The sequence below is a fragment of the Aeromicrobium sp. YIM 150415 genome, assembly GCF_016918125.1.
In the GTDB taxonomy this organism is placed as follows: Bacteria; Actinomycetota; Actinomycetes; order Propionibacteriales; family Nocardioidaceae; genus Aeromicrobium; species Aeromicrobium piscarium.
Window position 1 is genome coordinate 91,130 of record NZ_JAERWM010000014.1, and the last position, 23,972, is coordinate 115,101.

The window sequence follows — 23,972 nt, forward strand, 5'->3', positions numbered from 1 at the left end:
GAACAGCGAGAACGAGCGGGCGGCATCATGCCGCCCGCTCCGCCCTCGCTGTGCTCGGTCACGACCGGTCGATGGTCACCGACTCGATCACGACGGGCTCGGTCGGCCGGTCGAAGCGATCGGTCGGGGTGGTGGCGATGGCATCGACCACGGCCCGGCTCTCATCGCCGGACACCTCGCCGAAGATCGTGTGTCGTCGGTTCAGGTGGGGCTGGGCGCCGACGGTGATGAAGAACTGCGATCCATTGGTGCCCGGGCCGGCATTGGCCATCGCGAGCAGGTAGGGACGGTCGAACTGCAAGTCCGGGTGGAACTCGTCCGCGAACTCGTAGCCGGGGCCGCCCGTGCCCTTGCCGAGCGGGTCACCGCCCTGGATCATGAAGCCGTCGATGACACGGTGGAAGATCACATCGGCGTACAGCGGCCGTGTGGTGACCTGCTGCGTCTCGGGGTCCAGCCACTCCTTGCCGCCCTCGGCGAGGCCGACGAAGTTCTGCACCGTGACCGGGGCCTGGTGCTCGAAGAGGTCCACGACGATGTCGCCGCGATTGGTGTGCAGGGTCGCGCTGAGGGGCACTGCTGGTCCTTCTTTCGGGGGGCTTTCTCCTATCCTCCCACGAGCCGGCAACCAGGACCGTTACGGTGGTGGGCATGTCTGTTCGTCGTCTCGTCGTCCTCGGCGCACTCGCCGCTGCCGCTGTCGTCGTCTACCGCAAGATCACGGCCGACAAGGGCGGCTCTTTCGACCCGTCCTCGGCCGCGGCCGGCCTGCGGTGAGCGTCGAGCTCACCCGCGACAGCGGGATCGCCACCCTCACCTTCTCCGACCCGCCGGTCAACCTCTATTCGCTGCGATTGCACGAGGAATTCGATGTCGCGCTGGAGCAGGTCGAGGCCGATCCGCCGCGCGTTCTGGTCATCCGCGCCGAGGGCAAGATCGTCTCGGGCGGCGTCGATGTCTCCGAGTTCAACTCCCGTGGCAGCCGTGAGACCACCAAGGAACTCTACGATCGGATGCTCGAGCTCCCCGACCGTGTCGAGGCGCTGCCGATCCCCACGATCTTCGCGGCACACTCCCTGACGCTCACCTGGGCCTTCGAGGTGGCGTTGGCCTGCGACCTGCTCCTCGCGAGCGAGAAGGCCCGCTTCGGTCTGGTCGAGCGGGTGATCGGCCTGACCCCCACGATGGGCGGCACGCAGCGGCTCGCGTCCCGCGCGGGAGTCGCCCGCGCCAAGGAGTTCGTCTTCACCGGCGCGCAGTACGACGCGGCCATGCTCGAACGCTGGAATGTCGTCAACCGGGTCTACGGGGTCGATTCCTTCGAGGACGACGTCCGATCCTTCGCCGAGGGTCTCGCCGACGGCCCCACGAAGGCCTTCGGCGCCGCCAAGGACATCCTGCGCCAGTACGAGGCCGGGGGAGTGCCGGCCGCGAACGCCGCCACGACCTCGGTCGCGTCCGCCCTCTTCGACACCGAAGACCTGCGCCACGGCATGGAGTCCTTCCTGGCCGACGGACCCGGCAACGCCACCTTCCACGGTCGCTGACCCGCACCTCCACCTCGTGGGCGGTGAGATACGCACCTCTCCCGACCGTGGGCGGTGAGATAGGCACCTCTCGACACGGTTGAGAGGTGCGTAACCCACCGCCCACCGGGTTGAGACGTGCGTAACTCACCGCTCACGGGGTGGGGTTACTCGGCGACCATCGCCTCCGGGTCCACCACGAGGTCGATCAGCACGGGACCCGCGGGCACTGCGGGCAGATGCTCCAGCACATCGCGCAGCTGATCGAGATCGGTGATCGTGTGCGCCTCGGCCCCGTAGCCGCGCGCGACATCGGCGAAGCTCGGCCACGAGGTCCGGGCGTAGTCGGTGTCGAGGCCCGCCTGCCGCAGCGCGTGATGCTCCATGCCGTACGACCCGTCGTCGACGATCACGATGAGCAGCGGGAGCCGTTCGCGCACGGCCGTGGTGAGCTCGCCCAGCCCCATCATCCCGCCGCCGTCGCCGGCGACCACCACCGTGAGCCGATCCGGATGCGCCGCCGACGCCCCGATACCCGTCGCGACGCCCAGTCCGATCGACGCGAAGTTGAGCGTGTGGACGAAGGACGAGGGGTGCGCGACACCGAGCCGGCGCCACGCCGTGTACACGAATCTCCCGGTATCGGTGACGACGAGCCGCTCCGCGGGAAGGAGCCGGTTCAGCTCGTCCATCGCCGCCCCCGCGTCGACCGTCCCTCGTGCCGCTACCGGCGGTGCGGCCGCTGACGGTGCCGGCACACCCGCGTGCCAGTCCTCACGCTGGATCCCGGCTTCGGCGAGCAGCTCGACCATCGCCCGGGCCACCCCCGCCGCGTCGCCCTGGACCACGGCATCCGGCCGCACGTGCCGGCCGAAGGCGTCCTTGTCGAGGTCGACCTGGACGATGCCGCGGCCCGATGCCAGCGCCCCTTCCGCCATCGTGAAGCGATTCAGGCTCGCCCCGAAGGAGACGATGCAGTCCGAGCGCAGCAGCAGGTCGAGGGTGGCCGGATCGCTCAGAGTCCCGGCGATGCCGAGATCGCGCGCATCCCCCGCGAAGTACTCCCGCGCGAGCAACGAGGTGGCCACCGGTGCGCCGAGCCGGGCAGCGAGGTCCAGCAGCGATCCGCGTGCCTCGGACAGCACCGCTCCTCGTCCCGCCAGGACGACCGGCCGGCGGGACGAAGCGAGGACACCGACCGCGGCATCGAGGGCATCCTCGTCGAGGACGGTCACGTCGATGCCGCGGCCCGGCAGAGCCGATGCCACAGACCCACGCAACTCCCGTCCGCCGACCGCGAGCGGAACGTCGAGCACCACCGGCCCCGGACCCGTGCGGACCTGATCGAGCGCCCCGGCGATCTGGTCGGCGGCACCCTCCTCGGTGACGCGCACATAGCGCGCTCCGGTGAGCTCGGTGGCCGACCGCAGATCGAAGCGCTGCAGATGCTCGCTGCCCTCGGGCGTATCGCCGGTGAGCAGCAGCACGCGGCTGTGCGCTCGCGCCGCCTCGGTCAGTGCGGTCAGGGTGTTGGTGAACCCCGGGCCGTGGGTCACGGAGGCGACACCGATCGTCCCGGTCGTCCTCGACCAGCCGTCGGCCATGCTGACGGCTCCGCCCTCGTGCAGCACGGGGACGAACCGTCCCCCGGCCGCCGAGAAGGTCACCACGTGGTCGAGATTGCCGTCGCCCATCAGCCCGAAGACCGTATCGGCCCCCACCGACCGCAGCGCCCGGACCAGGCCCTCGTAGATCCTCATCTCACCGCGATTCCTTCGAGATCCGCTCGACCTCGGCAGCGATGTCCTCGTTGTAGGCCTCCACGAAGCTGTTGTCCACATACTCATCGGCCGGCAGCGCCTCGGGGAGCAGATCGTTGTCGGCGAGGAAGGCCGCCGTGACATCGGTGCGATCCTTCGGCGTGTCACCGAAGCCCGACTGCGCGCTGCCCTCGGGATCGAACTGCTCCAGCGTGAACTTCAAGATGGCCAGGTCCCGTTCGCGGCCCTCACCGTCGGATCGCGCATTGGGGAACTCGTCATAGAACATGTCGAGGGCCTCCTCGAGGTTGTCCTTGGCCCACACCTGGGCGACCGCCCCAGCCCGCCCCAGTTTCTCCAGGGCGTCGCTCTTGTTCTCGATCGCATCGCCGCTGGCGTACTGGACGAAGTCGAGCAGCTGGTCGGCCTCAGGGAACACATCGCGGATGACCCGCAGATCCGTGCCACCGAGCTGGATGGACTGATAGGCGGCGTCCCAGAGGTACAGCCCGTCGACCTTGCCCGAGCTGAGTGCGCTCGCCGCCTGCGCGCCGACACCGACGGCGACGAACTCCACGTCATCGCTGAGCCCCGCCTCGGCCGCCATGGCCTGCGCCTCGGGAAGACGCGAGGAGGACAGCGACGCGACGCCGATGGTGGTGCCCGCGAGATCGTCCGGGGACTCGATGGCGCTGTCGGGGAGCACCGCCAGACCCGATCCGTACTCGGGGATGATGTTGTAGGTGATGGTGATGTCGACATCCTTGTTGATGGCCGCCATCACCGAGGACGGGTTGCCCTGACCGAGATCGGCCTCACCGGCCTGGACCAGCTGGATGGCGACCGCGGAGCCCGCCGTGGGCTGGTAGTCCACGTCGATGCCGTAGTCCTCGAACAGCCCGAGACCCTTCGGGATGGCGTACATGACGGCCTCTTCGCCGGGGTACGGCGCCTCGTGGCCCATGGCGACGACGATGCTCTCGTTCTCACCCTCGCCCGATGAGCCGCCGCAGGCGGACAGGGCGAGGACGGCCGTCATCGCGACGGCGGTCGAGCAGGTGACTTTGGACAGTGCGTTCATGGATCTGACTCCTGAGGGGGACGGATTAGGCGCCGCTGGAGACGGCGTGGACCTGGGTCCAGAACACGACGCGCTTCTGGACCATGACGAGGATGAGATGCAGCAGGAACCCGATGACCGAGAGCAGGATCAGCACCGCGAAGGATCCGGCGATGTCCAGCACCGAGTTGAAGATGAGGATCTGGTTGCCGAGTCCGGCCCGTGAGCCCATGAACTCGCCGACCACAGCGCCCAGCAGGGAGAGCACGATCGCCGCGTCGAGCCCGGCGAAGATGTACGGGAGCGCGGAGGGCAGCTTCACCCGGCGGAACGCCTCGAAGCGTCCCGCCCCCATCGCCCGGATCATGTCGATCCGCTGGTGATCGGTGTTCTGCAGCCCCTCGATCGTGTTGACGATGACCGGGAAGAAGGCCACCGTCACCGCGACGATCACCTTGCTGGTCATGCCGAAGCCGAACCAGATGACCAGCAGCGGCGCGAGCGCGATCTTCGGCACCGTCTGAAAGGCGACGATGTAGGGGTAGACGGCTCGGCGCACCCAGCGGATCTCGGCGACCAGCGCCCCCAGGGTGATGCCGAGCAGCGCCGCGATGGCGAAGCCGAGGACCGTCTCGGTGAGCGTATAGCCGAGATTGGGCAGGAAGGTGCCGTACACGATCCCCTCGTAGAGCTTGACGGCGATGAGCGACGGCGGCGGCAGGACGATCGCGGAGATATCGGCGATCCGCACGACCGCCTCCCAGCCGCCGACCACGACGACGAAGGTGCCGATGACGGCGATCCAGTCACCCGATCCCTTGGTCGAGCGGCGTCGTTTGCGCGGTGCGTCCTCGCGGGTCTGGGCGGCGACGGTGGCAGTGTCGACGGACATCAGTCGATCCCTCCTTTGGCGTTGAGCAGATGGCGGATCTGCGAGGTGAGCTCGGCGAACGCGGGGGTCGCGACATCGTCGAGGGTGCGGCGGCGGGGAAGGTCCACGGTGAAGTCGCCGACGATCCGGCCAGGACGTTCGGACATCACCAGGACACGGTCGCTGAGATAGACCGCCTCCGGGATGGAGTGCGTGATGAAGAAGACCGTCTTGCGCTGCTCGGCCCAGATGGTCTGCAGATCGTCGTTGAGCTGCTCGCGGGTGAGCGCGTCGAGGGCACCGAAGGGCTCGTCCATCAGGAGGATCTCCGGGTCCGGCACGAGGGCGCGCACGATGCCGACGCGTTGCTGCATGCCGCCGGACAGCTCGGACGGATAGCGCGACTCGAAGCCGTCGAGGCCCACCATGGAGAGCAGTTCACGCGCGCGCTCGCGGTACTGGTCGACATCGCGCTTCTGCACTCGGATCGGCAGGAGGACGTTGTTGAGGATGGTCAGCCACGGCAACAGCACCGGCTGCTGGAAGACCACGCCGACGTGGGGCGACGGGCCGCTCAGCGGCGTGCCGCTGAGGGTGACATCCCCTTTGCTCTGCCGGAGCAGTCCCGCGAGGATCTTCAGCAGGGTGCTCTTGCCACAGCCGGACGGACCGACGAGCGAGACGAAGGCCTGCTTCGCGACGTCCAGGTCGATCGGATCGAGGGCCTGGACGGGCTCGCCACTGGCCGTGGGGTAGGCGAGGGTCGCCCCGCGGATCGAGATGAGCCGATCGTCCTCGGGCCGGTCGATCTGGGCTGGGTCGGTGGTGGTCATTCTCATAACTCCTCCTTCACGAACAGGGCGTCGACCGCGACCGCCCCGTCTCCTTCGGCACCTACGAGGACGGGATTGAGCTCCGCCGCCGCGAGGTCGGAACCGCATCGATCAGCGAGCCGGCCGAAGCGCTCGACCAGATCTACCAATGCCGAGCGATCTTTGGCCGCCGCGCCGCGGTAGCCATCGAGCAGCGTGGCCAGCGGCGAGGAGTCGATGAGCTCCTCGATGTCCTGCCGCACCGCCGGAACCGGCACGGTGACAGCGGGACCCATCAGCTCGGCCAATACTCCTCCGGGTGCGACCGTGAGCACCAACCCCACCTGCGGGTCACGCACGACGCCGACGATGCACTCGACCGTGTCCGCCTGGACCTGCTCCTGGAGCAGGAACCCGTCGATGGCGAGCTCCGGGGCCCGCGTCCGCACGGTCTCGCGCATGCGCGAGACCTCCTCGATCAGCTGTTCACAGGATCCGATCGAGGTGACGACCCCGCCGACCTCGGTCTTGTGGGAGAGACCGGCCGCCTCCAGCTTCAGCACCACGGGCGGGGTGAGCGAGTCCCACGCCTCGACGGCCTCCGCGGCGGAGGAGACCAGGATCGACGCGGGGGTGGGCACGCCCGCCTCAGCGAGCAGGTCCATGGCCTGGGCCCCGGCCGCGACAGGTCCGCCGTCCCAGGACACGACATCCCCGGTGATCCCGGTGCCGAGCGGCGCCGGGCGACCACGGCCATGCCATGCGAGCCAGGCCGTGATCGCCGCGATCGAGGCCCGGGCGCCCGATAGCACCGGCACGCCGCTGCGCGTGAGGGTGTCGACGACGACGTCGTCGGCCGCTCCGGTCGTCAGGCTCAAGGCGAGCACCGGAGCCCCGGGGTTCGCCGCGCACTTGGCGAGCAGATCGGCCTGCTCGCGGTAGAGCGACTCCTGGCCTGCGGATCCGCGCAGGACGTTCAGTGCGAGGGCCACGACGCCGACTCCCGGGTCGGCCTTGAGGAGATCCAGGGCCTGGATGGCGATGGTGGGATCCTCGACCGAGGCACCGGTCAGGTCGAGCGGATTGGCGACGGTCGCGAAGCCCGGCAGGGCCGCGGCCAGGCTCTCATGGGAGTCGTCGCTCAGCTCAGCGACCGGAAGGCCGAGGTCCTCGGACAGATCGGCCAAAAGGCCCGTGCCGCCGCCGGAGATCGACGTGATCGCCGCCGCTGGGGCCGAGGGCACCAATCCCGCGGAGAAGAGCAGCAGCGTCTCGCGGAACTCGTCGAGGTCGTCGACCTGGACGACATGACACCGCCGCAGCAGACCGGCCAGTGCCGATCCCTGGCCGGCGATCGCACCGGTGTGGGCGAGCGCGGCCTGCTGTCCCAGGGCGGACCGGCCGACAGTGAGGGCGACCACCGGCTTGCCGGCTTCGGCGGCCTCGATGGCCGCGGAGCTGAACTCCTCGACATCGCGCAGCCCCTCGATGAACAGGCCGATGACGCCGACATTCTCGTCGTGGGCCAGCGCCCGCACATAACGTCCGAGACCGACGCCCGCCTCGTTGCCGGTGGTGATGAGGTGGCTCAGGCCGAGGCCGCGGCCCACGGCCGAGTCGGTCACCGAGTGCGTCAGCGCCCCGGACTGCATGACCAGGGCGACATTCCCTCGGGTGAAGGGCTCGACGAGCTGGCCACTGTAGGCAGCGAATCCGGACGTGGCGTTGAGGATCCCGTAGCAGTTCGGGCCGCACAGCAGGAATCCGGACTCGGTGAGGATGTCGTCCAGGCGGCGCCGCTGTTCGGCGCCGCTTCCGCCCTCCCCGAAGCCGCTGGCGATGAGCGACCCCGCCCGGGTGCCGGCGGCCACGAACTCCTCCAGCACGTCGAGGGAGCGATCGGCATCGAGGGCGATCGCGACGAACTCGCAGGTCTCGGGCAACGACGCCGCGTCGGGGTAGGCCGTCAGCCCGGCGATCGTGGTCTCCCGCGGATGGACGGGATAGATCCGCGCCGAGGAGCCGAAGCGCTGCAGGTTCTCGATGATCTGCAGACCGCGGTTCCCGCGAGGGGATGCGCCCACGACCGCGATGGAGACCGGGTCGAGCAGCGTGCGCAGGTCGTCCATCATCGCTCCCCGTACGGCGTGTCCCTCGCGCGGAGGAAGGCGCCCATGCCGTCCTCCGCGAGGACGGCCATGATCCGCTCCTTCTCGACGACACCCTGCGATCCGAGCAGGATCGTGTCGATATAGCGGTGGGCATCCTGGGCCGCCTTGAAGCCCTGGATGTCGAGGGTGAGCCGCACGGCGCGCTTGGCGAGGGTGAGCGCGTACATCGGGGCATTGGCCACCCGCTCGGCGAGACGCTGCGCCTCCCGTGCGAGGTCCTCGGGCGCGACCACATAGTTGACCAGGCCGACCTCGCGGGCCCGGGCCGCGTCGAGGCGGTCTCCCGTCAGGTAGAGCTCGTTGAATCCCTTGAAGCTCATCAGCCACGGCAGCATCAGCAGCGGCGAGAGGGCGCCGTGGCGGATCTCCGGCTCGGACAGGAAGGCAGTGTCGGCGGCGATCGTCAGGTCGCCGACCATCGCCAGATTGCAGCCGCCGGCGATGGCGCCGCCGTTGAGGGCGGTGATGACCGGCTTGTCGCAGTACCAGATGCTGCGGATGACATCGGCATTTCCCTTGGTGTGGTCGTCCCACTCCTCGGTGGTCGCCGGGAGTCCGTCGGCCTCGAGGTCGATGCCCGAGCAGAAGATCCGCGAGCCGGCGGCCGTCAGGACGATGACGCGCGTCTCCTTGTCCGCGCCCGCCGCGGCGACCGCCGCACCGAGCTCGGCGAAGGTCTGCTGCCGCAGTGCATTGTGCTTCTCGGGCCGGTTGATGGTGATCGTGGTGACGCCGTTCTCGCGAGAGACGTTCAGGTCGTCGTAGTGCATGGGTCGTGCTCCGTTCGTCAGCAGGGGAAGGGGGTCAGGCAGAGCGGCCGTCGTGTTCGTCGACGGCCCCGACGAGGCCGACGACATTGCCGAAGACCTGTTCGCCGCGGCCCATGGCCGCGTGGGCCTGCGGCAGCTCGTCGAAGCGGACGGTCCGCCCGAGGCACGGGGAGATCTCACCGGCGCGGACGAGATCGTTGTAGGCCTTCGCCTGCTCGTCATTGGTGCCGTGGCTGCCCTGCAGGCGCTTCTGGCGGGTCCAGTGGTAGCGCAGATCGACCATCGCGTCGTAGCCGCTGGTGCCCGCGCAGATGACCACCATGCCGCCGGACTCGCAGACGAAGACGCTGGTCGGCACGGTCGTGCCGCCGGGGTGCTCGAAGACGATGGCCGGATCCTTGCGCTCACCGGCGATCTCCCAGATGCGCTTGCCGAAGCGGCGCGCCTCGGAAGTCCACTCCTTCTGCCCGGCGCGGTCGTCGACGAGCGGCGGCACGCCCCAGTGGCCGTAGTCGTTCCGGTCGATATAGCCGATCGCGCCGATCTTCTCGGCGTAGCGGCCACGCTCGTCGTCCGAGACGACGGCGACCGCCTGGCCGCCGGCCTGGTTCACCAGCTGGATCGCCTGCGTGCCGAGTCCACCCGAGCCGCCCCACACCAGGACGAGGTCCCCGGGCTGGACCGTATTGCCCTGCCAGCCGTGCAGCATCCGATACGCCGTGGTGCCGACGAGGGTCGGCGCGGCGGCCTCGGCCCACGAGAGGTGGGCGGCCTTCGGCAGCACCTGGTGGGCCTGAACCCGTGCGAACTGGGCGAAGGAGCCGTAGTTCGTGTTGTAGCCCCAGATCTGGGCGCTGGGGGCGATCATCGGATCCTTGCCCGCCGCGATCCACGGATCCTGCTGGTCCCAGTAACCCGGGTGCACGATGACCTCGTCGCCGATCTCGATGCCCTCGACCTCGGAGCCCGTGGCATAGACGATGCCGGAGGCATCCGAGCCGCCGATGTGAAAGTCCTCGGGCTCCCCGGCACGCTGCCGGGCCCCGATCACGTCGACCGGATAGCCGCGGGCGGCCCAGACGTTGTTGTAGTTGACGCCGGCGGCCTTGACGCCGATCAGCACCTCGTGGGGGCCGAGGGCCGGCACAGGGACCTCGGTCTCGACCTGGAAGGCCTGCTCGGGATCGCCGAAGCGTTCCGCCCGAACCACGAGCGCGGTCATGGTGCTGGGAACCTCTCCGGGCTCGGGCAGCTCACCGAGCGGCACTGAGCCGGTGAAGGTCGATACAGGGCTTCGGACGTCGTCCACGGGTTCTCCTCCATTGCCGCACCAGCCTGTGGCGCGTGTCACATCGTTGATCTGGCAATATCAAAGCACGAGTATCACTGGAAGGAAATGTCATCCGCGTTAATTCTTTAGAACAGAACAAATGAGGTTTGACGTGAAACGTTCTGTTAACAACAACATCATCGGTGTAATGTTCTGCTATGCGATACGTTGAGGGGGACGATGCGGCACGGCCGCCCTATCTCGTCGAGTCGGCCGAGAACGCCCTGCGCATCCTGTTATGGCTCCGTAACTCGCCGCGGCTGCGCGTCACGGAGGTCAGCGATCGTCTCGGGGTGGCGCGGTCCACAGCCCACCGGCTCTTGTCGACCCTGACCTATCTGGGGTTCCTGCGGCACGACCCGATCAAGCGGGTCTACCTCCCCGGCGAGGTCCTCGTCGAGATCGCACTCGCGTCGACCGATCATCAGGAACTGAGGCGCGCCAGCATGCCGCACATCGAGAGGCTCGCGAACGCCCAAGGCTGGACGGTCCACCTGTCGGTCCTGGAGGGCACGGACATCCGCTTCATCGACGGGTGCGAAAGTCCCCGGCCGGTGCGGGTCAGCGTCCGGATCGGGTCACGGTCGCCGGCGCACAGCACCAGCAGCGGCAAGGTGCTGCTCGCGGCACTGCCGCCCCATCATCTCGCGACCCTGTACCCGGAGGACCCGCCCAAGGTCACCGAGCACACGATCGCCGACCTCGGTGAGCTCGAGCAGCAGCTCGAGGAGGTGCGCCGTCTCGGATACGCGACCAATCTGGGCGAGAACGAGGTCGGACTGCACGCCGCCTCGGTGCCCATCCACCACGACGGCCGGATCGTCGCGGCGATTGCCGCCGCCCGTCCGACGATGGTCGAGGCACCCAGCGACTTCTCCGAGATCGTCGATCAGCTCCGTGCCACCGCCGCGACGATCGAGGGCCAGCTCGAACGGCAGGCCGATGACGGCGCCCGGCGGTGAGGGCGGTTAGGAGGAGGGAGAACGGTCGCGCTGCACCCGATGCGTGGTGCGGCGCTCCGACCAGAACGAGACCAGCGGGATGCAGGCGAGCAACAGCACACTGACCATGTAGAGCCAGCTCCACCTCTGCCGCAGGGTCAGCCTGGCCACCAGCACCACGAGCACGATGAACAGCAGTCCGTGCAGCTGGTCGATGACCAGGAAGACGCCGGCATTGTCGTGGAAGAAGCCGTGGTCGGTGGCGAGCTTGCCGAGGAAGCCCGCCATCACGAGGATGAGGTTGATGCCGACGATCGTCGCCATCACCTGATAGGCCCGGAGGAGCCCGTCCTTCTGCGACACGGTCGTCTGCGGCTCGGAAGTCACGTCGTCAGCGTATCGCCGCGGTCCAATGCGGAGCGCGCGGTCTCGACGGACTCGCGGCCCATCCGCCACCACATGAAGACGACGAAGCCGCCGAACACCCACCACTGCAATCCGTAGCCGAGATTGCGGCCGCCAGCCGTCCAGGAGACCTCCGGCTCGGGGATGGCCGGTGCGGCGAACCCGGCCGGGACGATCGCCTCGTCCTCGCCGAGGGCGTAGCCGGACCACAGGTCGTAGGGCAGCTCGTTGATGAGGGTCTGCACCCGTACCGAACCGATCGTGCGGGTCTCGGGGTCGAAACGGCCCGCCGGGGTGTCACTCGGCTGGAGGACGCCGTCGAAGGTCACCATTCCCTGGGGGACATCGGGGAAGGACTCCGGCTCCTCGGCCGTCCACCCGCGCACGACGAGCAGGGCCGAGCCGTCGACCATGACCGGCGCGACGAGCCAGCTGCCCTCGCCCTCACCGGCCTGCTCCTGGTCCGTCACCCAGATCTGCTCCTCCGCCGGACGGAACTGGCCCGTGACGGTCACCGGACGGCGCTGCTGCACCGAGGTGAAGACGTCGTCGGGGCCCCAGACCTCGTCGAGGGGAGCGGTCGGTACCTCCTGGACATCGGCGCGCTGCTCGGACTGCCGAGCGTCGTACACGCCCAGCTGCCAGGATCCGGCGACCACGCAGACCGCGATCGCGAGGATCGCGAAGGCGTGCAGCCCGATCATCGACGGCCGGAACCACAGCCGCCAGGTCGAGAGAGGGCGCTCGCCGGTCAAGGTCAGGCCGTGAAGGGCTTGACGCCGGGGTACAGCGGGAAGCGATCGGCCAGGGCGGCGGTCCGCTTGCGCAGCCCGTCGACGTCGACCTCACCGGGCTGGAGCGCCTCGGCGATGATGTCGGCGACCTCACGGAACTCGTCGGTGCCGAAACCGCGGGTCGCCAACGCCGGCGTGCCGACGCGGAGGCCCGAGGTGACCATCGGGGGCCGCGGGTCATTGGGCACCGCGTTGCGGTTGACCGTGATGCCGACGGCGTCGAGGCGGTCCTCGGCCTGCTGTCCGTCGAGCTCGGAGTCACGGAGGTCGACGAGCACGAGGTGGACATCGGTGCCCCCGCTCAGCACCTGGATGCCGGCGGCCTTGGCGTCATCGGCCAGCAGCCGCTCGGCCAGGATGCGCGCGCCGTCGAGCGTGCGCTGCTGGCGGTCGGCGAACTCGGGCTCGAGCGCCATCTTGAAGGCGACGGCCTTGGCGGCGATCACGTGCTCGAGCGGACCGCCCTGCTGCCCGGGGAAGACCGCCGAGCGCATCTTCTTGGCGACCTCCTCGTCATTGGTGAGGATCGCCCCGCCACGCGGACCACCGAGGGTCTTGTGCGTGGTGGTGGTGACCAGGTGCGCGTGGGGGAGCGGGCTGGGGTGCAGACCGGCTGCCACGAGACCGGCGAAGTGCGCCATGTCGACCCACAGCTTGGCACCGACCTCGTCGGCGATCGCGCGGAAGGCGCCGAAGTCGAGCTGGCGCGGGTAAGCGGACCACCCCGCGATGATGACCTTGGGCCGGTGCTCGATCGCGAGAGCGCGGACCTCGTCCATGTCGACCAGGCCCGTCTCGGGCACCACGTGGTACGGGACGACGTGGTAGAGGCGCCCGGAGAAGTTGAGCTTCATGCCGTGCGTGAGGTGGCCGCCGTTGGCGAGGTCGAGACCGAGGATGGTGTCGCCGGCGCTCGCGAGGGCATGGAGCGCGGCCGCATTGGCACTCGCCCCCGAGTGCGGCTGCACATTGGCGTACCGGGCGTCGAAGAGCTCCTTGAGCCGGTCGATCGCGATCTGCTCGACCTGATCGACGAACTCGCAACCCCCGTAGTACCGCTTGCCGGGGTAACCCTCGGCGTACTTGTTGGTGAGCACGCTGCCCTGCGCCTCGAGGGCGGCGACGGGCGCGAAGTTCTCCGAGGCGATCATCTCCAGGGTGCTCTGCTGGCGGTTCAGCTCGGCATCGAGGAGCGAGGCAATCTCGGGATCGAAGTCGACGAGGTGCGCGTCATGGCTCATATCCCTAGAGTATCCGGCCCTGACGACAAGCTCGTCCCGGCATCGGGCTTAGATGCCGTGCTGTTGCGCGAAGACCACGACCTGGGCACGACGTTCGAGTCCCAGCTTGGCGAGGATCGTCGACACGTAGTTCTTGACTGTCTTCTCCGACAACACCATCGCCTCGGCGATCTCCCGGTTGGACGAGCCCTCGCGCAGGTGGACGAAGACGCGTCGTTCCTGATCGCTCAGCTCGGACAGCGGATCCTGCGGCTTCGCACGGAGCCGCTCGAGCACGGCATGTGTGACGGCCGGGTCCAGTAGCGACTGTCCGGCGGCGACCCGCCGCACGGCGTCGATGAGATCGGTTCCGCGTACCTGCTTGAGCAGGAACCCGGCGGCACCAGCGCTGATCGCCTCGAAGAGCGCGTCGTCGTCCTCATAGGAGGTGAGGATCAGCACGGCCACATCGGGCTGTCGGCGACGAATCTCGCGGCAGACCTCGATGCCCGATCCGTCGGGGAGGCGCGCGTCGAGCACCGCGACATCGGGCGCCACCGCCGGGACACGCGCGAGGGCGTCCGCGGCGGTACCGGCCTCGCCGACCACCGTCAGGTCCGGCTCGTCCTCCAAGAGATCGCGAATACCGCGACGCACCACCTCGTGGTCGTCCAACAGGAAGATCCGCGTCGTCTCCACGCCTCCAATCTAGGCCATCGCCGGGTCGCGGGCGGTGACTTACGCACCTCTCAGACCCGGTGGGCGGTGGGTTGCGCACGTCTCAACGCGGTCGAGGGGTGCGTAACCCACCGCGCAGCAACGTCAGGGGTGCGTAAGTCACCGCCCAGCGATCAGGAGAGGCGAGAGACGGGTACGCGCCAGGTCAGCTGGGTGCCGCCGCGGGCCAGCGGGATCACCGCCACCGATCCGTCGCGGGCCTGCGCGCGCTCGCGCAGATTCCGCAGTCCGCTGTCGCGGCGCGGGCGCGCGGAGATGCCACGGCCGTCATCGACCACGCACACGCTCAGCTCGTCCGCGCCGACCCGGATCTCGACGGTGACGTGCTCCGCATGAGCGTGCCGAGCGACATTGGTCAGGCCCTCCCGGACGACCGCGAGCACATGCTGGCCCAATGCCGGGTCCAGGGCCTCGAGATCTCCCTCGATCTCGACCGTCGGCGGGTGCTCGAGGGCCTCGGCGGCCGTCTCGACCACCCGGTGGATCGCGCTGACCAGATCCGTACGGTCGCCGAGCTCGAAGATGGTGCGCCGGATCTCGCGGATCGTGCCGTCGATCTCCTCGATCGCCTCGGCGACCCTCTCGCTCGCGGCCGGATCGTCGATCCGCCGCGAGGAGCGACCCAGGGACAGGCCGGTGGCGAACAACCGCTGGATCACGACATCGTGCAGGTCGCGGGCGATGCGATCGCGATCGGCGTACACCGCGAGCTGCGCGTGCTCCTCACGCGCGTCCAACAGCGCGGCGTAGAGCTGGGCATTGGCGATCGCCACGCCCGCCGCGGCCGCGAGGGCGATCACCAGGCGCTCGTCGGCGACCTCGAAGCCACCGTCCTTGCCGGTGAGGTAGAGATTGCCGTAGACCGCCTCGCCCACGTGCACCGGAACCCCGAGGAAGCTCGTCATCGGCGGATGATGCGGCGGGAACCCCACCGACGACGGATGCTCGCGCAGATCGTCCAGCCGGAGCGGATGCGGGTGATCGATGAGATGACCCAGCAGACCGCGGCCCTCGGGCAGATCACCGATCCGCGCCCGGGTCTCGTCATCGATCCCGTACGTCGTGAAACGCGCCAGCCGGTGTTCGCTGGCAGCCGGATCGATGACGCCCAGCGCGCCGTATCGAGCGCCCGTGACCTCACAGGCTCGTTGGACGATCGACTCGATCAGCTCGTCGAGCTCTCGGCCGGCCGCCAGATCGGTCACCGCCGCGAGCACATGTTCCCACCGCCGCTCGTCCACGGTCTCAGCCTAGAGGCCTGTCACTGCTGTCACGTGGCTCTACCGGCGCCCCGGTACGCGTCTGGGGGTACGACGGCGGACCGCTAGAGGTCCCGATCGGACCGGGACTTTCGTCCCGAGCAGACACATCGCTCGGCCCTGTCAGCACGTCTCGCCGACGAGGAGAGTGGAGGTGTCAGAAGGAAAGGACACATCATGAGCACCACGATCGTCGTCGGAGTCGACGGAAGCCGAGCCGGTGCCGCGGCCCTGCGATGGGCCGCCCACGAGGCCGATCTACGAGGCGCCGAGCTCCACATGGTCCACAGCTGGCAGATCGACGCCGCCGAAGCGATGGGCGGCTACGCGATCCCGTGGCTGGCGATGGAGAACGACGCCCGCGCCAATGCCCAACAGTGGGTCGAGGACGTCATCGGACCGCTCGACCAGGCCGACAGTCCTCGCAAGCTGTCCGTCGTGAGCGGAATGCCGGGGCCGGTGCTCGTCGAGGCATCGCGCGACGCGGCACTGCTCGTCGTCGGCACTCAGGTGCACAAGGGCCTGAGCCGGGTCTTCCAAGGCTCGGTGAGCCACTACTGCCTCACCCACTCCACCACCATCGTCGTCGCCGTCCCGGCTCCCGCCGAGGACGTCGGCAGCTAGATCACCTGCGGAAAGGAAAGGCGATCATCATGAGCACCACCTACCAGCACGATGTCCCGTCCCACACGGACACCACCACGGCCATGCGGCCTGTACACGTCCTCCTCGGACTGGCTCGACTGAGCATGGGGTGGATGTTCCTCTGGGCCTTCCTCGACAAGACCTTCGGCCTCGGCTTCTCCACCGACCGGGCGGACTCCTGGGTCAACGGGGGCAGCCCGACCGCAGGATTCCTGGGTCACGCCACGACCGGACCGCTCGCGGACTTCTATCAGGGCCTCGGCGGCCAGGCCTGGGTCGACTGGCTCTTCATGATCGGCCTCCTGGGTATCGGGCTGGCGCTCATGCTCGGGATCGGCGTCAACATCGCGTCCGTCTCCGGGGCTGTGATGCTGGTCCTGATGTGGTCGGCGATGCTGTGGCCGGCAACCAACCCGTTCATGGACGAGCACCTCGTCCAGGCGCTGCTGCTGGGAATCCTCGCCCTCACCGCCTCGGGTCGCTATCTCGGACTCGGCCGGATGTGGGAGAACCTCCCGGTCGTCAAGAAGAACCGCTGGCTCGTCTGACGGTCACCGTGAAGGCCCCGGCTCCGGCCGGGGCCTTCCCCTGTGCTCCCCGGGCAACACCGGACGGTGGTTTCGAGCAAGGGCGGCACCGACCACAGAGTGCGTGCTCGTTCACCGCTCCTTATCGCCAGTGCCCGCCTATGCTCGACCCATGGATCCGGTCCAGGCCGCGCGGACCCGCCTCGGCGGGGTGATCTTCTCGCGCGTCGCCGGACCGGAAGGCGCCGGGCGACGCGAACGCATCCACGGTGCCGAAGGGCCGCGCCGGTTCGGGCCGGACGATCCCCTCTGGCGCGTGCACGCCGATGCCGCCATGTTCGTCGGTGGCATCCGTGCCCTCCTGTTGCAGTCCCTGCACCCGCTCGCGATGGCCGCGGTCGACCAGCACTCGGGATTCCGCGGCGATCCCTGGGGTCGGCTGCAACGCACGAGCACCTTCCTCGCCGAGACGACCTTCGGCACGATCCAGGACGCCGATCGTGCCGTGGCCGTGGTGCGCGCGGTCCACCAGCACGTCCGCGGCACGGCGCCGGACGGACGTCCCTATGCCGCGAGCGACCCGGAGCTGCTGCGCTGGGTGCACGTCGCCGAGGTCGATTCCTTCCTGCGCGCCCACGATCGGTACGGCTCCGGCCGTCTCACCACGAAGGAGCGCGACCTGTACGTCGAGCAGGCGGCCGTCACCGGGGAAGCGCTCGGCGCGACCGACGTGCCGCGATCGGTGCGGGAGCTCGACGAGACGCTCGCCGCCTATCGACCGGACCTCGCCTCGACGCCGGCCGCCCGCGCCGCCACGCGCTTCCTCCTGGTCCATCCACCCGTTCCACTGACCCTGCGCGGCCCCTACGGCGCGCTGGCCGCGGCGGCCGTCGGACTGCTCCCTCGCTGGGCGCGTTGGCCGCTGCGGGTGCCCTGGTTGCCCGTCGCCGAGAGCACCGTCGTGCGGGCGACGGGTATCGTCGTCACCTCGACCATCCGCTGGGCGATGACCCCGCCCGAGTCCGCCACGGACCCGGGGTCCGGGCCGCGGTTCGAGGCCGAGCGAGCCTCGACGTGAGGAATCGTCCGGAGCGCGACACAATGGTGGTCTTCCCGTATCCCATAAGGAGTGAACGACCGTGAAGAAGCTGACCTTGCTGGCGGCCGCCGCCGTCGGCTACGTGCTCGGCACGAAGGCCGGGCGGGAGCGCTACGAGCAGATCAAGGCGCAGGCCGACAAGCTGTGGAACTCCGAGCCCGTGCAGAGCACGGTCGACACCGTGCAGCACAAGGCGGCCGATGTCGCCGCCGAGGCGGGCCACAAGGCTGCCGATGTGGCGAGCGATGTCACGGACAAGGTGTCGGAGCGGGCGAACGAGGCCGCCAGCGCGATGACCGCGAAGGTCAAGAGCGCCGCCGACTTCGCTGCCGAGGAGGAGGCCGATGCCAGCGCCGCTAAGGCGAATGAGGCCTGGAACCGTTCCGACGACCTCGCTGAGGAGTCCCAGCGACTGACCGACCGCGCGGATGCGAACGAGGCCTTCGGCGATCAGGCCGACGACGAGGCTCGCCAGCAGTCCAATGAGGCCCAGGCTCTCGCCGACGACCTGGCAGCCGCGGCCCAGGCCCTCGACGATCGGGCCGATGCCACCGCCGCGTACACCAAGGACGCGATCGACGAGCAGCTCGAGGAGACGATCTCCGACGAGCCGCGTCCCGGTTCCACGTCCTGACCTGAGAGTCCCCCGACGCCGCCGTCTCCTCTGGGGACGGCGGCGTCGTCGTACCGGTACGCTCCGGTCATGCGTGAGGAGACCCGCACTCCGGTGATCGCCGGTCTCGTCACGGCGGCGGTCGGCTTCACCAGCTCGTTCGCCGTGGTGCTCGCGGGGCTCGCGGCCGTGGGGGCGTCCCCGGCCCAGGCGGCGTCCGGGCTGCTGGCTCTGTGCGTGACGCAGGGGATCAGCGCCATCCTTCTCGCGCGCCGCTATCGGATTCCGGTCACGACCGCCTGGTCCACCCCGGGTGCCGCGCTGCTCGCCTCGACCGGGGCGGTCGCCGGGGGTTGGCGGGCCGCGGTCGGCGCCTTCCTCATCGTCGGCCTCCTCATCGTGGCCACCGCGGCGTTCCGGCCGCTGGCCGATCTCGTGCGGGCCATTCCGGCGTCGATCGCGCAGGCGATGCTGGCGGGCGTGCTCGTGCCGCTGTGTCTTGTGCCGGTCACCGCGACGGCGGCCGAGCCGTGGCTCGTCGGGCCCGTCGTCCTCGTCTGGCTCGTCATCATGATCCTCGCTCCCCGCTGGGCGGCGCCGGCGGCGCTCCTCACGGCGGTGGCGCTCGCCATCGCCTTCGCCGAGCAGCCACTCGGGGGAGCGCTCTGGCCCTCGGTGAGGTGGACGATGCCCGCGTTCTCCACCGAGGCTCTCGTCAGCATCGCGGTGCCGCTGTACCTGGTCACGATGGCCGCCCAGAACGTGCCCGGCGCCGCCGTGCTCACCGGTTTCGGCTACGTGCCGCCGTGGCGCGCGAGCCTGATCGTGACCGGCGTCGGCACCGTCGTGGGGGCACCGGCCGGAGGGCACGCGATCAACCTCGCCGCGATCAGCGCGGCGCTCTCGGCGTCGCCGGAAGCAGGTCGGGATCCATCGCGTCGCTGGATCGCCGCGACGACGATGGGGGTGGCCTATCTCGTGATCGCCCCGTTCGCCGCCCTGCTCACCGCGGTGGTGGTGGCGGCCCCCGCCGATCTCGTCGCGGCCGCCGCCGGTCTGGCGCTACTGGCCACCCTGGCGGGCTCGTTGCGAACGGCGCTGATGGGAGACGACCGCCTCGAGCCGGCGGTGATCACCTTCCTCGTCGCCGCGTCGGGGGTGAGCCTGGCGGGTGTCGGCGCGGCCTTCTGGGCGCTGGCCGCCGGGATCATCGTCCATCTGGCGCTGCGGCTCCGTCGCTGAGCGGGTGTTCGATCGGGATATCGCGATACTCCCGCAGTATCGCGAAATCCCGATCATTCTCCGGAGATCTCCATGACTCGGCGACAGGCACGCCTGCGGGCTCCCGGCGAGATCGGCCTCGCCATCCAGCCGGCGCGGATGGCTCGCGGGATGACACAACACGATCTCGCCGACGATCTCGGACTCACTCAGAGCACGATCAGCGCCATCGAGAGTGGTGGCTCGACCATCGACCTGCGACGGATCCTCGACCTGGCGCGCCTGACCGGTATCGAACTCACGGCGACCTGGGAGGACTCGCCGTTGAGCTCCACGACCACATCATCGGGACCCTCGAAGGAGATGCTCGGGCCTTCGACTTCCTTCCGACGGCGAGTGGCATCGAGCGATTCGGGGCCAAGAGCCTGGTCGAGGGTGCATTCCCTCAGCTGCGAGAGCAGATCCTCGGTTTCATCGCGGCTCTTCGTTGAGACCGTCGTGGAGGAGGGCGTCCTCGAGTTCCTCCTCCGATCGGACGGGGATCGCGAGGGCGCACAGGGTCGCGAGGGCGAAGGCACCGGCGAGGGCAAGGAAACCGATCGTGTAACCGGCCTCGACGGGCAGCCCGTCCGGTGTGGCGTGCGCGGTGACGATACCGGCCATGACAGCCGATCCGACCGCACCGCCGATCGTGCGGATGTTCGCATTCATGCCCGAGGCGATACCGGTCTGATCCGCGGGCACAGCGCCGACGATCAGGGCGGCCAGGCAGGCGAAGGCCAGGCCGATGCCGAGACCCGCGAGTCCGTTGGCGACCAGCATCTGCCAACGCTCGCCGTGCCACAGCCCCTGCATGAGCAGTCCCCCGCAGGCGATGGCCGAGCCTCCGGCCACCACGGCCTTGGGACCGATCCGATCGGCGATACGGGACGCGACGACGCCGGCGACGAAGGTCATCACGGCCGCCGGGAGCATCAACAGACCCGACTCGGTCACGCTCGCCCCGAAGCCGTATCCGGCGGACTGGGGCGTCTGATTGAACTGCGGCGTGAAACCGAAGCTCGCGTACATTCCCATGCCGACGAGCAGAGCGACCAGGTTGGTGGTCCACACCGCCGTGCGTCGCATCATGCGCATGTCGACGAGCGGCACCCGCACCCGCGTCTCGGTCAGCGCCCAGCAGAGTCCGAGGAGGACGGCGCCGGCGAATAGCGCGATGACGGTGACCGACGACCACCCCCATTGCCCTCCCTGGCTGACCGCGAGGAGCAGGCACACGAGCCACGCTGACAGCAGCAGCGCCGAGACCAAGCTGACCCGCCCCGGGCGGCGGACCGGCGACGGGGGAACGACGAAGACGGCGATGAACGCTGTCACACCGGTCACCGCGCAGGGCAGCCAGAACAGCCAGGCATAGCCCAGGTAGTCGACCAGGGGACCCGCGACGACGATGCCGATCCCCATGCCCACCGCCATCAATGAGGAGGTCACGCTGATGGCGCCGGCGACCTTCCGCTCCGGGAACTCGTCGCGGATGATGCCGAAGGAGATGGGCAGCACTCCGCCGCCGATGCCCTGGATCACCCGGGCCGCGATCATGACCTCGATCGTGGGGGCGAGTGCTGCCACGAGCGATCCGAGAGCGAGCGAGCCGACGGAGAAGACGAGCATCTTCTCCTTGCCGACCGCATCACCGAGCCGCCCGACGATCGGTGTCGCCACGGAAGCCGAGAGGAGATACGCGGTGAGGACCCAGGTCGAGGTCGCCTGAGTGGTGGAGAAGTGGTCCTGGATCTGCGCGATCACCGGGATCGTCATCGACTGCACGAGCGAGAACGAGACGGTGGCCGCCGCGAGGACGGCGAAGGTGACCCGGTAGGTGGCCCGGTCTGCCTTGCGCTTCGAGCTTCGGCGGACCACGGAAGGCAAGATTACCTGCGCAGTCACCTCGCGATGTCGTCCGCACCCGTACAAGGACCGAATCTGGGATCATCGAAGCATGTCATCCGGGGGAGAGTCCAGCGCGCGTCGTGCGATCCGGCTCGCCCTGCGCGTGCTGGCGGGTGTGGTCGCAGGAGTGACCGGAATCGCCTTCGTCCTGTTCGCCTTCCTGACGCTCAGCAGCCTGTTCGGCCCCGCTTCGCGGGATCCTCATGGTTACGCGATGATCTTCGGCGTCATCATGGTGTTTCCTGCCGGTCTGCTCTCGGCCGTGTTCGTCCCCTTCGCCTTCCCCCCGGCCCGCCGACCGGTGGTCGCCCGGATCGCCATGACCAGCTTCGTGATCCTCTGCGTCCTCCTCGTGACCACCTGGTTCCTCGCCTGACCGACGAGCCCGCCGCGCAGGGTGTGCTCCGACGGCAGCGGAACGACGAGATACAGTGTGAGCTGGTTGTGCAGTCGAGCCCCGGAAGCGAGGTGAGGGTAATGAACAGTGACAGTTCCAGTCATCGATCGAGCACCACGCCCTCCCTGCTCGGTGGCTCCCTCCTCCTGGTCTGAGCCTGAGCTCTCGCGGGCGTGGTGATCCATGCCGTGCCGTCCTTTCCGGATCGGCAGGGTCGCCACTTCCTGGAAAGGCCAGTCTCATGAGCACCACCCCGATCGTTGACCTCGACGCCATGCTTGACACGATCCAGGACTGGATCGACAGCGGGGATCTCGCGGCAGTAGTGGATGCCGTCGCTCCCACGACCCCGGAGCAGCTGACCGCACTGTTCGAGCGGCTTCCGCTGAAGCAGCGTGCCGTCGTGTACCGGCTCCTCCCGAAAGAACGCTCGATCGACGTGTTCGAGCGGCTCTCGCCGGGTCTTCAGAGCGACCTGATCCGGGGATTGCAGGACTCGGAGGTCGCATCGATCTTCGCCGACCTCGACCCGGACGACCGGGTCTGGCTCCTCGACGAGCTTCCCGCCGCGGTGACCCCGAGACTGCTGCAGGGTCTCTCCGAGAGGGAGCGACAGCTCACCGCGGATGTGCTCGGCTACCCCAAGAGCTCGGTGGGACGGCGGATGACACCGGAGTATGTCTCGACCCGCGCCGAATCCACGGTGGCCGATGCGCTCCGCCGGGTGCATGCGCGGCTGGATGAGGCGGAGACGGTGTACACCCTGCCTGTCCTGGATGGAAGCCGTCACGTCGTCGGGATCGTCAGCCTCCGCGATCTCCTGCGAGCCAACCGGGAGACGGTCGTCATGAACATCATGCAGCCGGCCCAGGTCGTGACCGCCTACAAGGATGCGGAGGTGGCGGCTCGTATCTGCACCGGAATGCGGCTGCTCGCGGTTCCTGTCGTGGACAAGGAGGCACGACTCGTCGGGATGCTCACCATCGACGACGCGGTCAAGATCCTCGAGCTCGAAGAGACCGAGGACGCCGCGCGTCAGGGCGGCGTCGAGCCGTTGCGCCGGCCGTACTTCGCGACGCCCATCCATTCGCTGGTGTCCTCGCGGATCGTCTGGCTCCTGGTGCTGGCGATCGGAGCGACGCTGACCGTGCAGGTGTTGTCCGTCTTCGAGGCGACGCTGGAGCAGGTCACCGTGCTGGCACTCTTCGTGCCGCTCCTGATCGGCACGGGTGGCAATACGGGCAACCAGGCGGCGACAACGGTCACCCGTGCCCTCGCGCTCGGCGATGTGCAGCCTCGCGACCTCGGTCGTGTCCTGTCTCGTGAGCTCGGTGTGGGAGTCGCTCTCGGATCGCTCCTCGGTGTGCTGGGCGGAGCGATCACCGCGGCGATCTACGAGCCGAGGATCGGCCTGGTGATCGGCTTCACGCTGCTCGCGGTGTGTTCGATGGCAGCGACGATCGGGGGGATCATGCCGATGGTCGCCCGTGCGCTCCGGGTGGACCCGGCGGTCTTCTCCAACCCGTTCATCACCACCTTCGTCGACGCGTCCGGTCTGGTGATCTACTTCCTCATCGCACGAACGGTCCTGCAGATCTGAGTCTCCCGCGGTACCGGCCCTCTGGCGGGTCACGCGCGGCGGGATGCTGACGGCCTCCGTGACCAGGCCGTCGCCGAGAAGATCCTCGAGGGCTCAGACCGGGTCCGCCTCATCGAGGTCACCCGCAAGGTCGTCGCGCACTCGTTCAGGGCCACGAGGTCGACACCGGCCTCGCCGCGCTCGTGCGGGGGCGCCCGCGCACCCCCCCGCCCAACCGCGATCACGCCCCGGCGGGGGGGGGGTTGGGGTAGCCCGCGGGGGGC

At 69.0% G+C, this 23,972-nt stretch carries 24 protein-coding genes and 1 pseudogene; 11 read left to right on the forward strand and 14 right to left on the reverse strand.

Annotation, left to right across the window (positions count from 1 at the left end; all coding sequences use genetic code 11):
• Nucleotides 1-58: 58 nt before the first annotated feature.
• On the reverse strand, nt 59-577 hold the full coding sequence (locus JL108_RS10160; protein WP_143914882.1) for a peptidylprolyl isomerase: 519 nt from the start codon (nt 575-577) through the stop codon (nt 59-61).
• Nucleotides 578-651: 74 nt separating this feature from the next.
• Here JL108_RS10160 and JL108_RS20220 point away from each other — a divergent pair, with 74 nt between their 5' ends.
• Both JL108_RS20220 and JL108_RS10165 read left to right on the forward strand, forming a co-directional pair.
• Entirely contained in the window at nt 652-777 is a 126-nt protein-coding gene (locus JL108_RS20220) for a hypothetical protein (protein ID WP_275888621.1), read from the forward strand.
• Nucleotides 774-1,547, forward strand: a complete 774-nt coding sequence (locus JL108_RS10165) for an enoyl-CoA hydratase/isomerase family protein (protein ID WP_307837238.1) — start codon at nt 774-776, stop codon at nt 1,545-1,547. Before JL108_RS20220 ends, JL108_RS10165 begins: the two co-directional genes overlap by 4 nt.
• Before the next feature lie 146 nt (nt 1,548-1,693).
• On the opposite strand, the gene JL108_RS10170 is transcribed toward JL108_RS10165, so the two are convergent.
• From JL108_RS10170 to ccrA, 7 genes are read right to left on the reverse strand one after another with little or no spacing between them, the layout of a single operon-like run.
• Nucleotides 1,694-3,286, reverse strand: a complete 1,593-nt coding sequence (locus JL108_RS10170; protein WP_205198177.1) for a thiamine pyrophosphate-binding protein — start codon at nt 3,284-3,286, stop codon at nt 1,694-1,696.
• Between the two features lies 1 nt (nt 3,287).
• The gene (locus JL108_RS10175) at nt 3,288-4,367 is read right to left on the reverse strand and encodes an ABC transporter substrate-binding protein (protein ID WP_205198178.1); all 1,080 of its coding nucleotides are present in this window, start codon (nt 4,365-4,367) and stop codon (nt 3,288-3,290) included.
• A 25-nt stretch (nt 4,368-4,392) separates the two neighbouring features.
• Nucleotides 4,393-5,238 (reverse strand): ABC transporter permease, encoded by an 846-nt coding sequence (locus tag JL108_RS10180; protein WP_205198179.1) that lies wholly within the window; start codon nt 5,236-5,238, stop codon nt 4,393-4,395.
• The gene (locus JL108_RS10185) at nt 5,238-6,050 is read right to left on the reverse strand and encodes an ABC transporter ATP-binding protein (protein WP_143914887.1); all 813 of its coding nucleotides are present in this window, start codon (nt 6,048-6,050) and stop codon (nt 5,238-5,240) included. The genes JL108_RS10180 and JL108_RS10185 overlap by 1 nt, the downstream gene beginning before the upstream one ends.
• Nucleotides 6,051-6,052: 2 nt before the next feature.
• A complete protein-coding gene (locus JL108_RS10190; RefSeq protein ID WP_205198180.1) occupies nt 6,053-8,158 on the reverse strand; it encodes an acetate--CoA ligase family protein in 2,106 nt (701 codons plus the stop codon).
• A complete protein-coding gene (locus tag JL108_RS10195) occupies nt 8,158-8,970 on the reverse strand; it encodes an enoyl-CoA hydratase/isomerase family protein (RefSeq protein WP_185973234.1) in 813 nt (270 codons plus the stop codon). The genes JL108_RS10190 and JL108_RS10195 overlap by 1 nt, the downstream gene beginning before the upstream one ends.
• A gap of 34 nt (nt 8,971-9,004) precedes the next feature.
• Entirely contained in the window at nt 9,005-10,279 is a 1,275-nt protein-coding gene (ccrA, locus tag JL108_RS10200; protein ID WP_205198181.1) for a crotonyl-CoA carboxylase/reductase, read from the reverse strand.
• A 179-nt stretch (nt 10,280-10,458) separates the two neighbouring features.
• Here ccrA and JL108_RS10205 point away from each other — a divergent pair, with 179 nt between their 5' ends.
• Nucleotides 10,459-11,262: an IclR family transcriptional regulator gene (locus tag JL108_RS10205; protein ID WP_205198182.1), complete on the forward strand. Its 804-nt coding sequence runs from the start codon at nt 10,459-10,461 to the stop codon at nt 11,260-11,262.
• A gap of 6 nt (nt 11,263-11,268) precedes the next feature.
• Here JL108_RS10205 and JL108_RS10210 read toward each other — a convergent pair whose 3' ends face one another.
• The 5 genes from JL108_RS10210 to JL108_RS10230 all read right to left on the reverse strand — a co-directional run bounded on the left by JL108_RS10210 (nt 11,269) and on the right by JL108_RS10230 (nt 15,639).
• On the reverse strand, nt 11,269-11,628 hold the full coding sequence (locus JL108_RS10210; RefSeq protein ID WP_143914891.1) for a DUF3817 domain-containing protein: 360 nt from the start codon (nt 11,626-11,628) through the stop codon (nt 11,269-11,271).
• The gene (locus JL108_RS10215) at nt 11,625-12,401 is read right to left on the reverse strand and encodes an SURF1 family protein (RefSeq protein WP_205198183.1); all 777 of its coding nucleotides are present in this window, start codon (nt 12,399-12,401) and stop codon (nt 11,625-11,627) included. The genes JL108_RS10210 and JL108_RS10215 overlap by 4 nt, the downstream gene beginning before the upstream one ends.
• Nucleotides 12,402-12,403: 2 nt before the next feature.
• A complete protein-coding gene (gene glyA / locus JL108_RS10220) occupies nt 12,404-13,681 on the reverse strand; it encodes a serine hydroxymethyltransferase (RefSeq protein WP_205198184.1) in 1,278 nt (425 codons plus the stop codon).
• Between the two features lie 48 nt (nt 13,682-13,729).
• Nucleotides 13,730-14,359 (reverse strand): response regulator transcription factor, encoded by a 630-nt coding sequence (locus JL108_RS10225; RefSeq protein WP_205198185.1) that lies wholly within the window; start codon nt 14,357-14,359, stop codon nt 13,730-13,732.
• A gap of 152 nt (nt 14,360-14,511) precedes the next feature.
• Nucleotides 14,512-15,639 carry a GAF domain-containing sensor histidine kinase gene (locus JL108_RS10230; protein WP_205198186.1) on the reverse strand — a complete coding sequence of 376 codons (1,128 nt, stop codon included), beginning with the start codon at nt 15,637-15,639 and terminating at the stop codon, nt 14,512-14,514.
• Nucleotides 15,640-15,834: 195 nt separating this feature from the next.
• Here JL108_RS10230 and JL108_RS10235 point away from each other — a divergent pair, with 195 nt between their 5' ends.
• The 6 genes and pseudogenes from JL108_RS10235 to JL108_RS20225 all read left to right on the forward strand — a co-directional run.
• Complete coding sequence (locus tag JL108_RS10235) at nt 15,835-16,281, forward strand: universal stress protein (protein ID WP_205198187.1); 447 nt, start codon at nt 15,835-15,837, stop codon at nt 16,279-16,281.
• A 29-nt stretch (nt 16,282-16,310) separates the two neighbouring features.
• Nucleotides 16,311-16,850 carry a hypothetical protein gene (locus JL108_RS10240; protein WP_240190889.1) on the forward strand — a complete coding sequence of 180 codons (540 nt, stop codon included), beginning with the start codon at nt 16,311-16,313 and terminating at the stop codon, nt 16,848-16,850.
• Nucleotides 16,851-17,001: 151 nt separating this feature from the next.
• Nucleotides 17,002-17,907 (forward strand): oxygenase MpaB family protein, encoded by a 906-nt coding sequence (locus tag JL108_RS10245; RefSeq protein ID WP_205198188.1) that lies wholly within the window; start codon nt 17,002-17,004, stop codon nt 17,905-17,907.
• 61 nt (nt 17,908-17,968) lie between these two features.
• The gene (locus JL108_RS10250; RefSeq protein WP_205198196.1) at nt 17,969-18,562 is read left to right on the forward strand and encodes a YtxH domain-containing protein; all 594 of its coding nucleotides are present in this window, start codon (nt 17,969-17,971) and stop codon (nt 18,560-18,562) included.
• A 69-nt stretch (nt 18,563-18,631) separates the two neighbouring features.
• The gene (locus JL108_RS10255) at nt 18,632-19,783 is read left to right on the forward strand and encodes a benzoate/H(+) symporter BenE family transporter (RefSeq protein WP_205198189.1); all 1,152 of its coding nucleotides are present in this window, start codon (nt 18,632-18,634) and stop codon (nt 19,781-19,783) included.
• Between the two features lie 72 nt (nt 19,784-19,855).
• Nucleotides 19,856-20,053 (forward strand): annotated as a pseudogene (locus JL108_RS20225) (helix-turn-helix domain-containing protein); the annotation flags it as partial.
• Nucleotides 20,054-20,233: 180 nt separating this feature from the next.
• On the opposite strand, the gene JL108_RS10265 reads toward JL108_RS20225, so the two are convergent.
• On the reverse strand, nt 20,234-21,682 hold the full coding sequence (locus tag JL108_RS10265; protein ID WP_205198190.1) for an MFS transporter: 1,449 nt from the start codon (nt 21,680-21,682) through the stop codon (nt 20,234-20,236).
• Between the two features lie 79 nt (nt 21,683-21,761).
• Between JL108_RS10265 and JL108_RS10270 the strand changes: the two genes are divergently transcribed.
• Both JL108_RS10270 and mgtE read left to right on the forward strand, forming a co-directional pair.
• A complete protein-coding gene (locus tag JL108_RS10270) occupies nt 21,762-22,088 on the forward strand; it encodes a hypothetical protein (RefSeq protein WP_205198191.1) in 327 nt (108 codons plus the stop codon).
• 262 nt (nt 22,089-22,350) lie between these two features.
• Nucleotides 22,351-23,709, forward strand: a complete 1,359-nt coding sequence (gene mgtE, locus JL108_RS10275; protein WP_205198192.1) for a magnesium transporter — start codon at nt 22,351-22,353, stop codon at nt 23,707-23,709.
• Nucleotides 23,710-23,972: the final 263 nt, after the last annotated feature.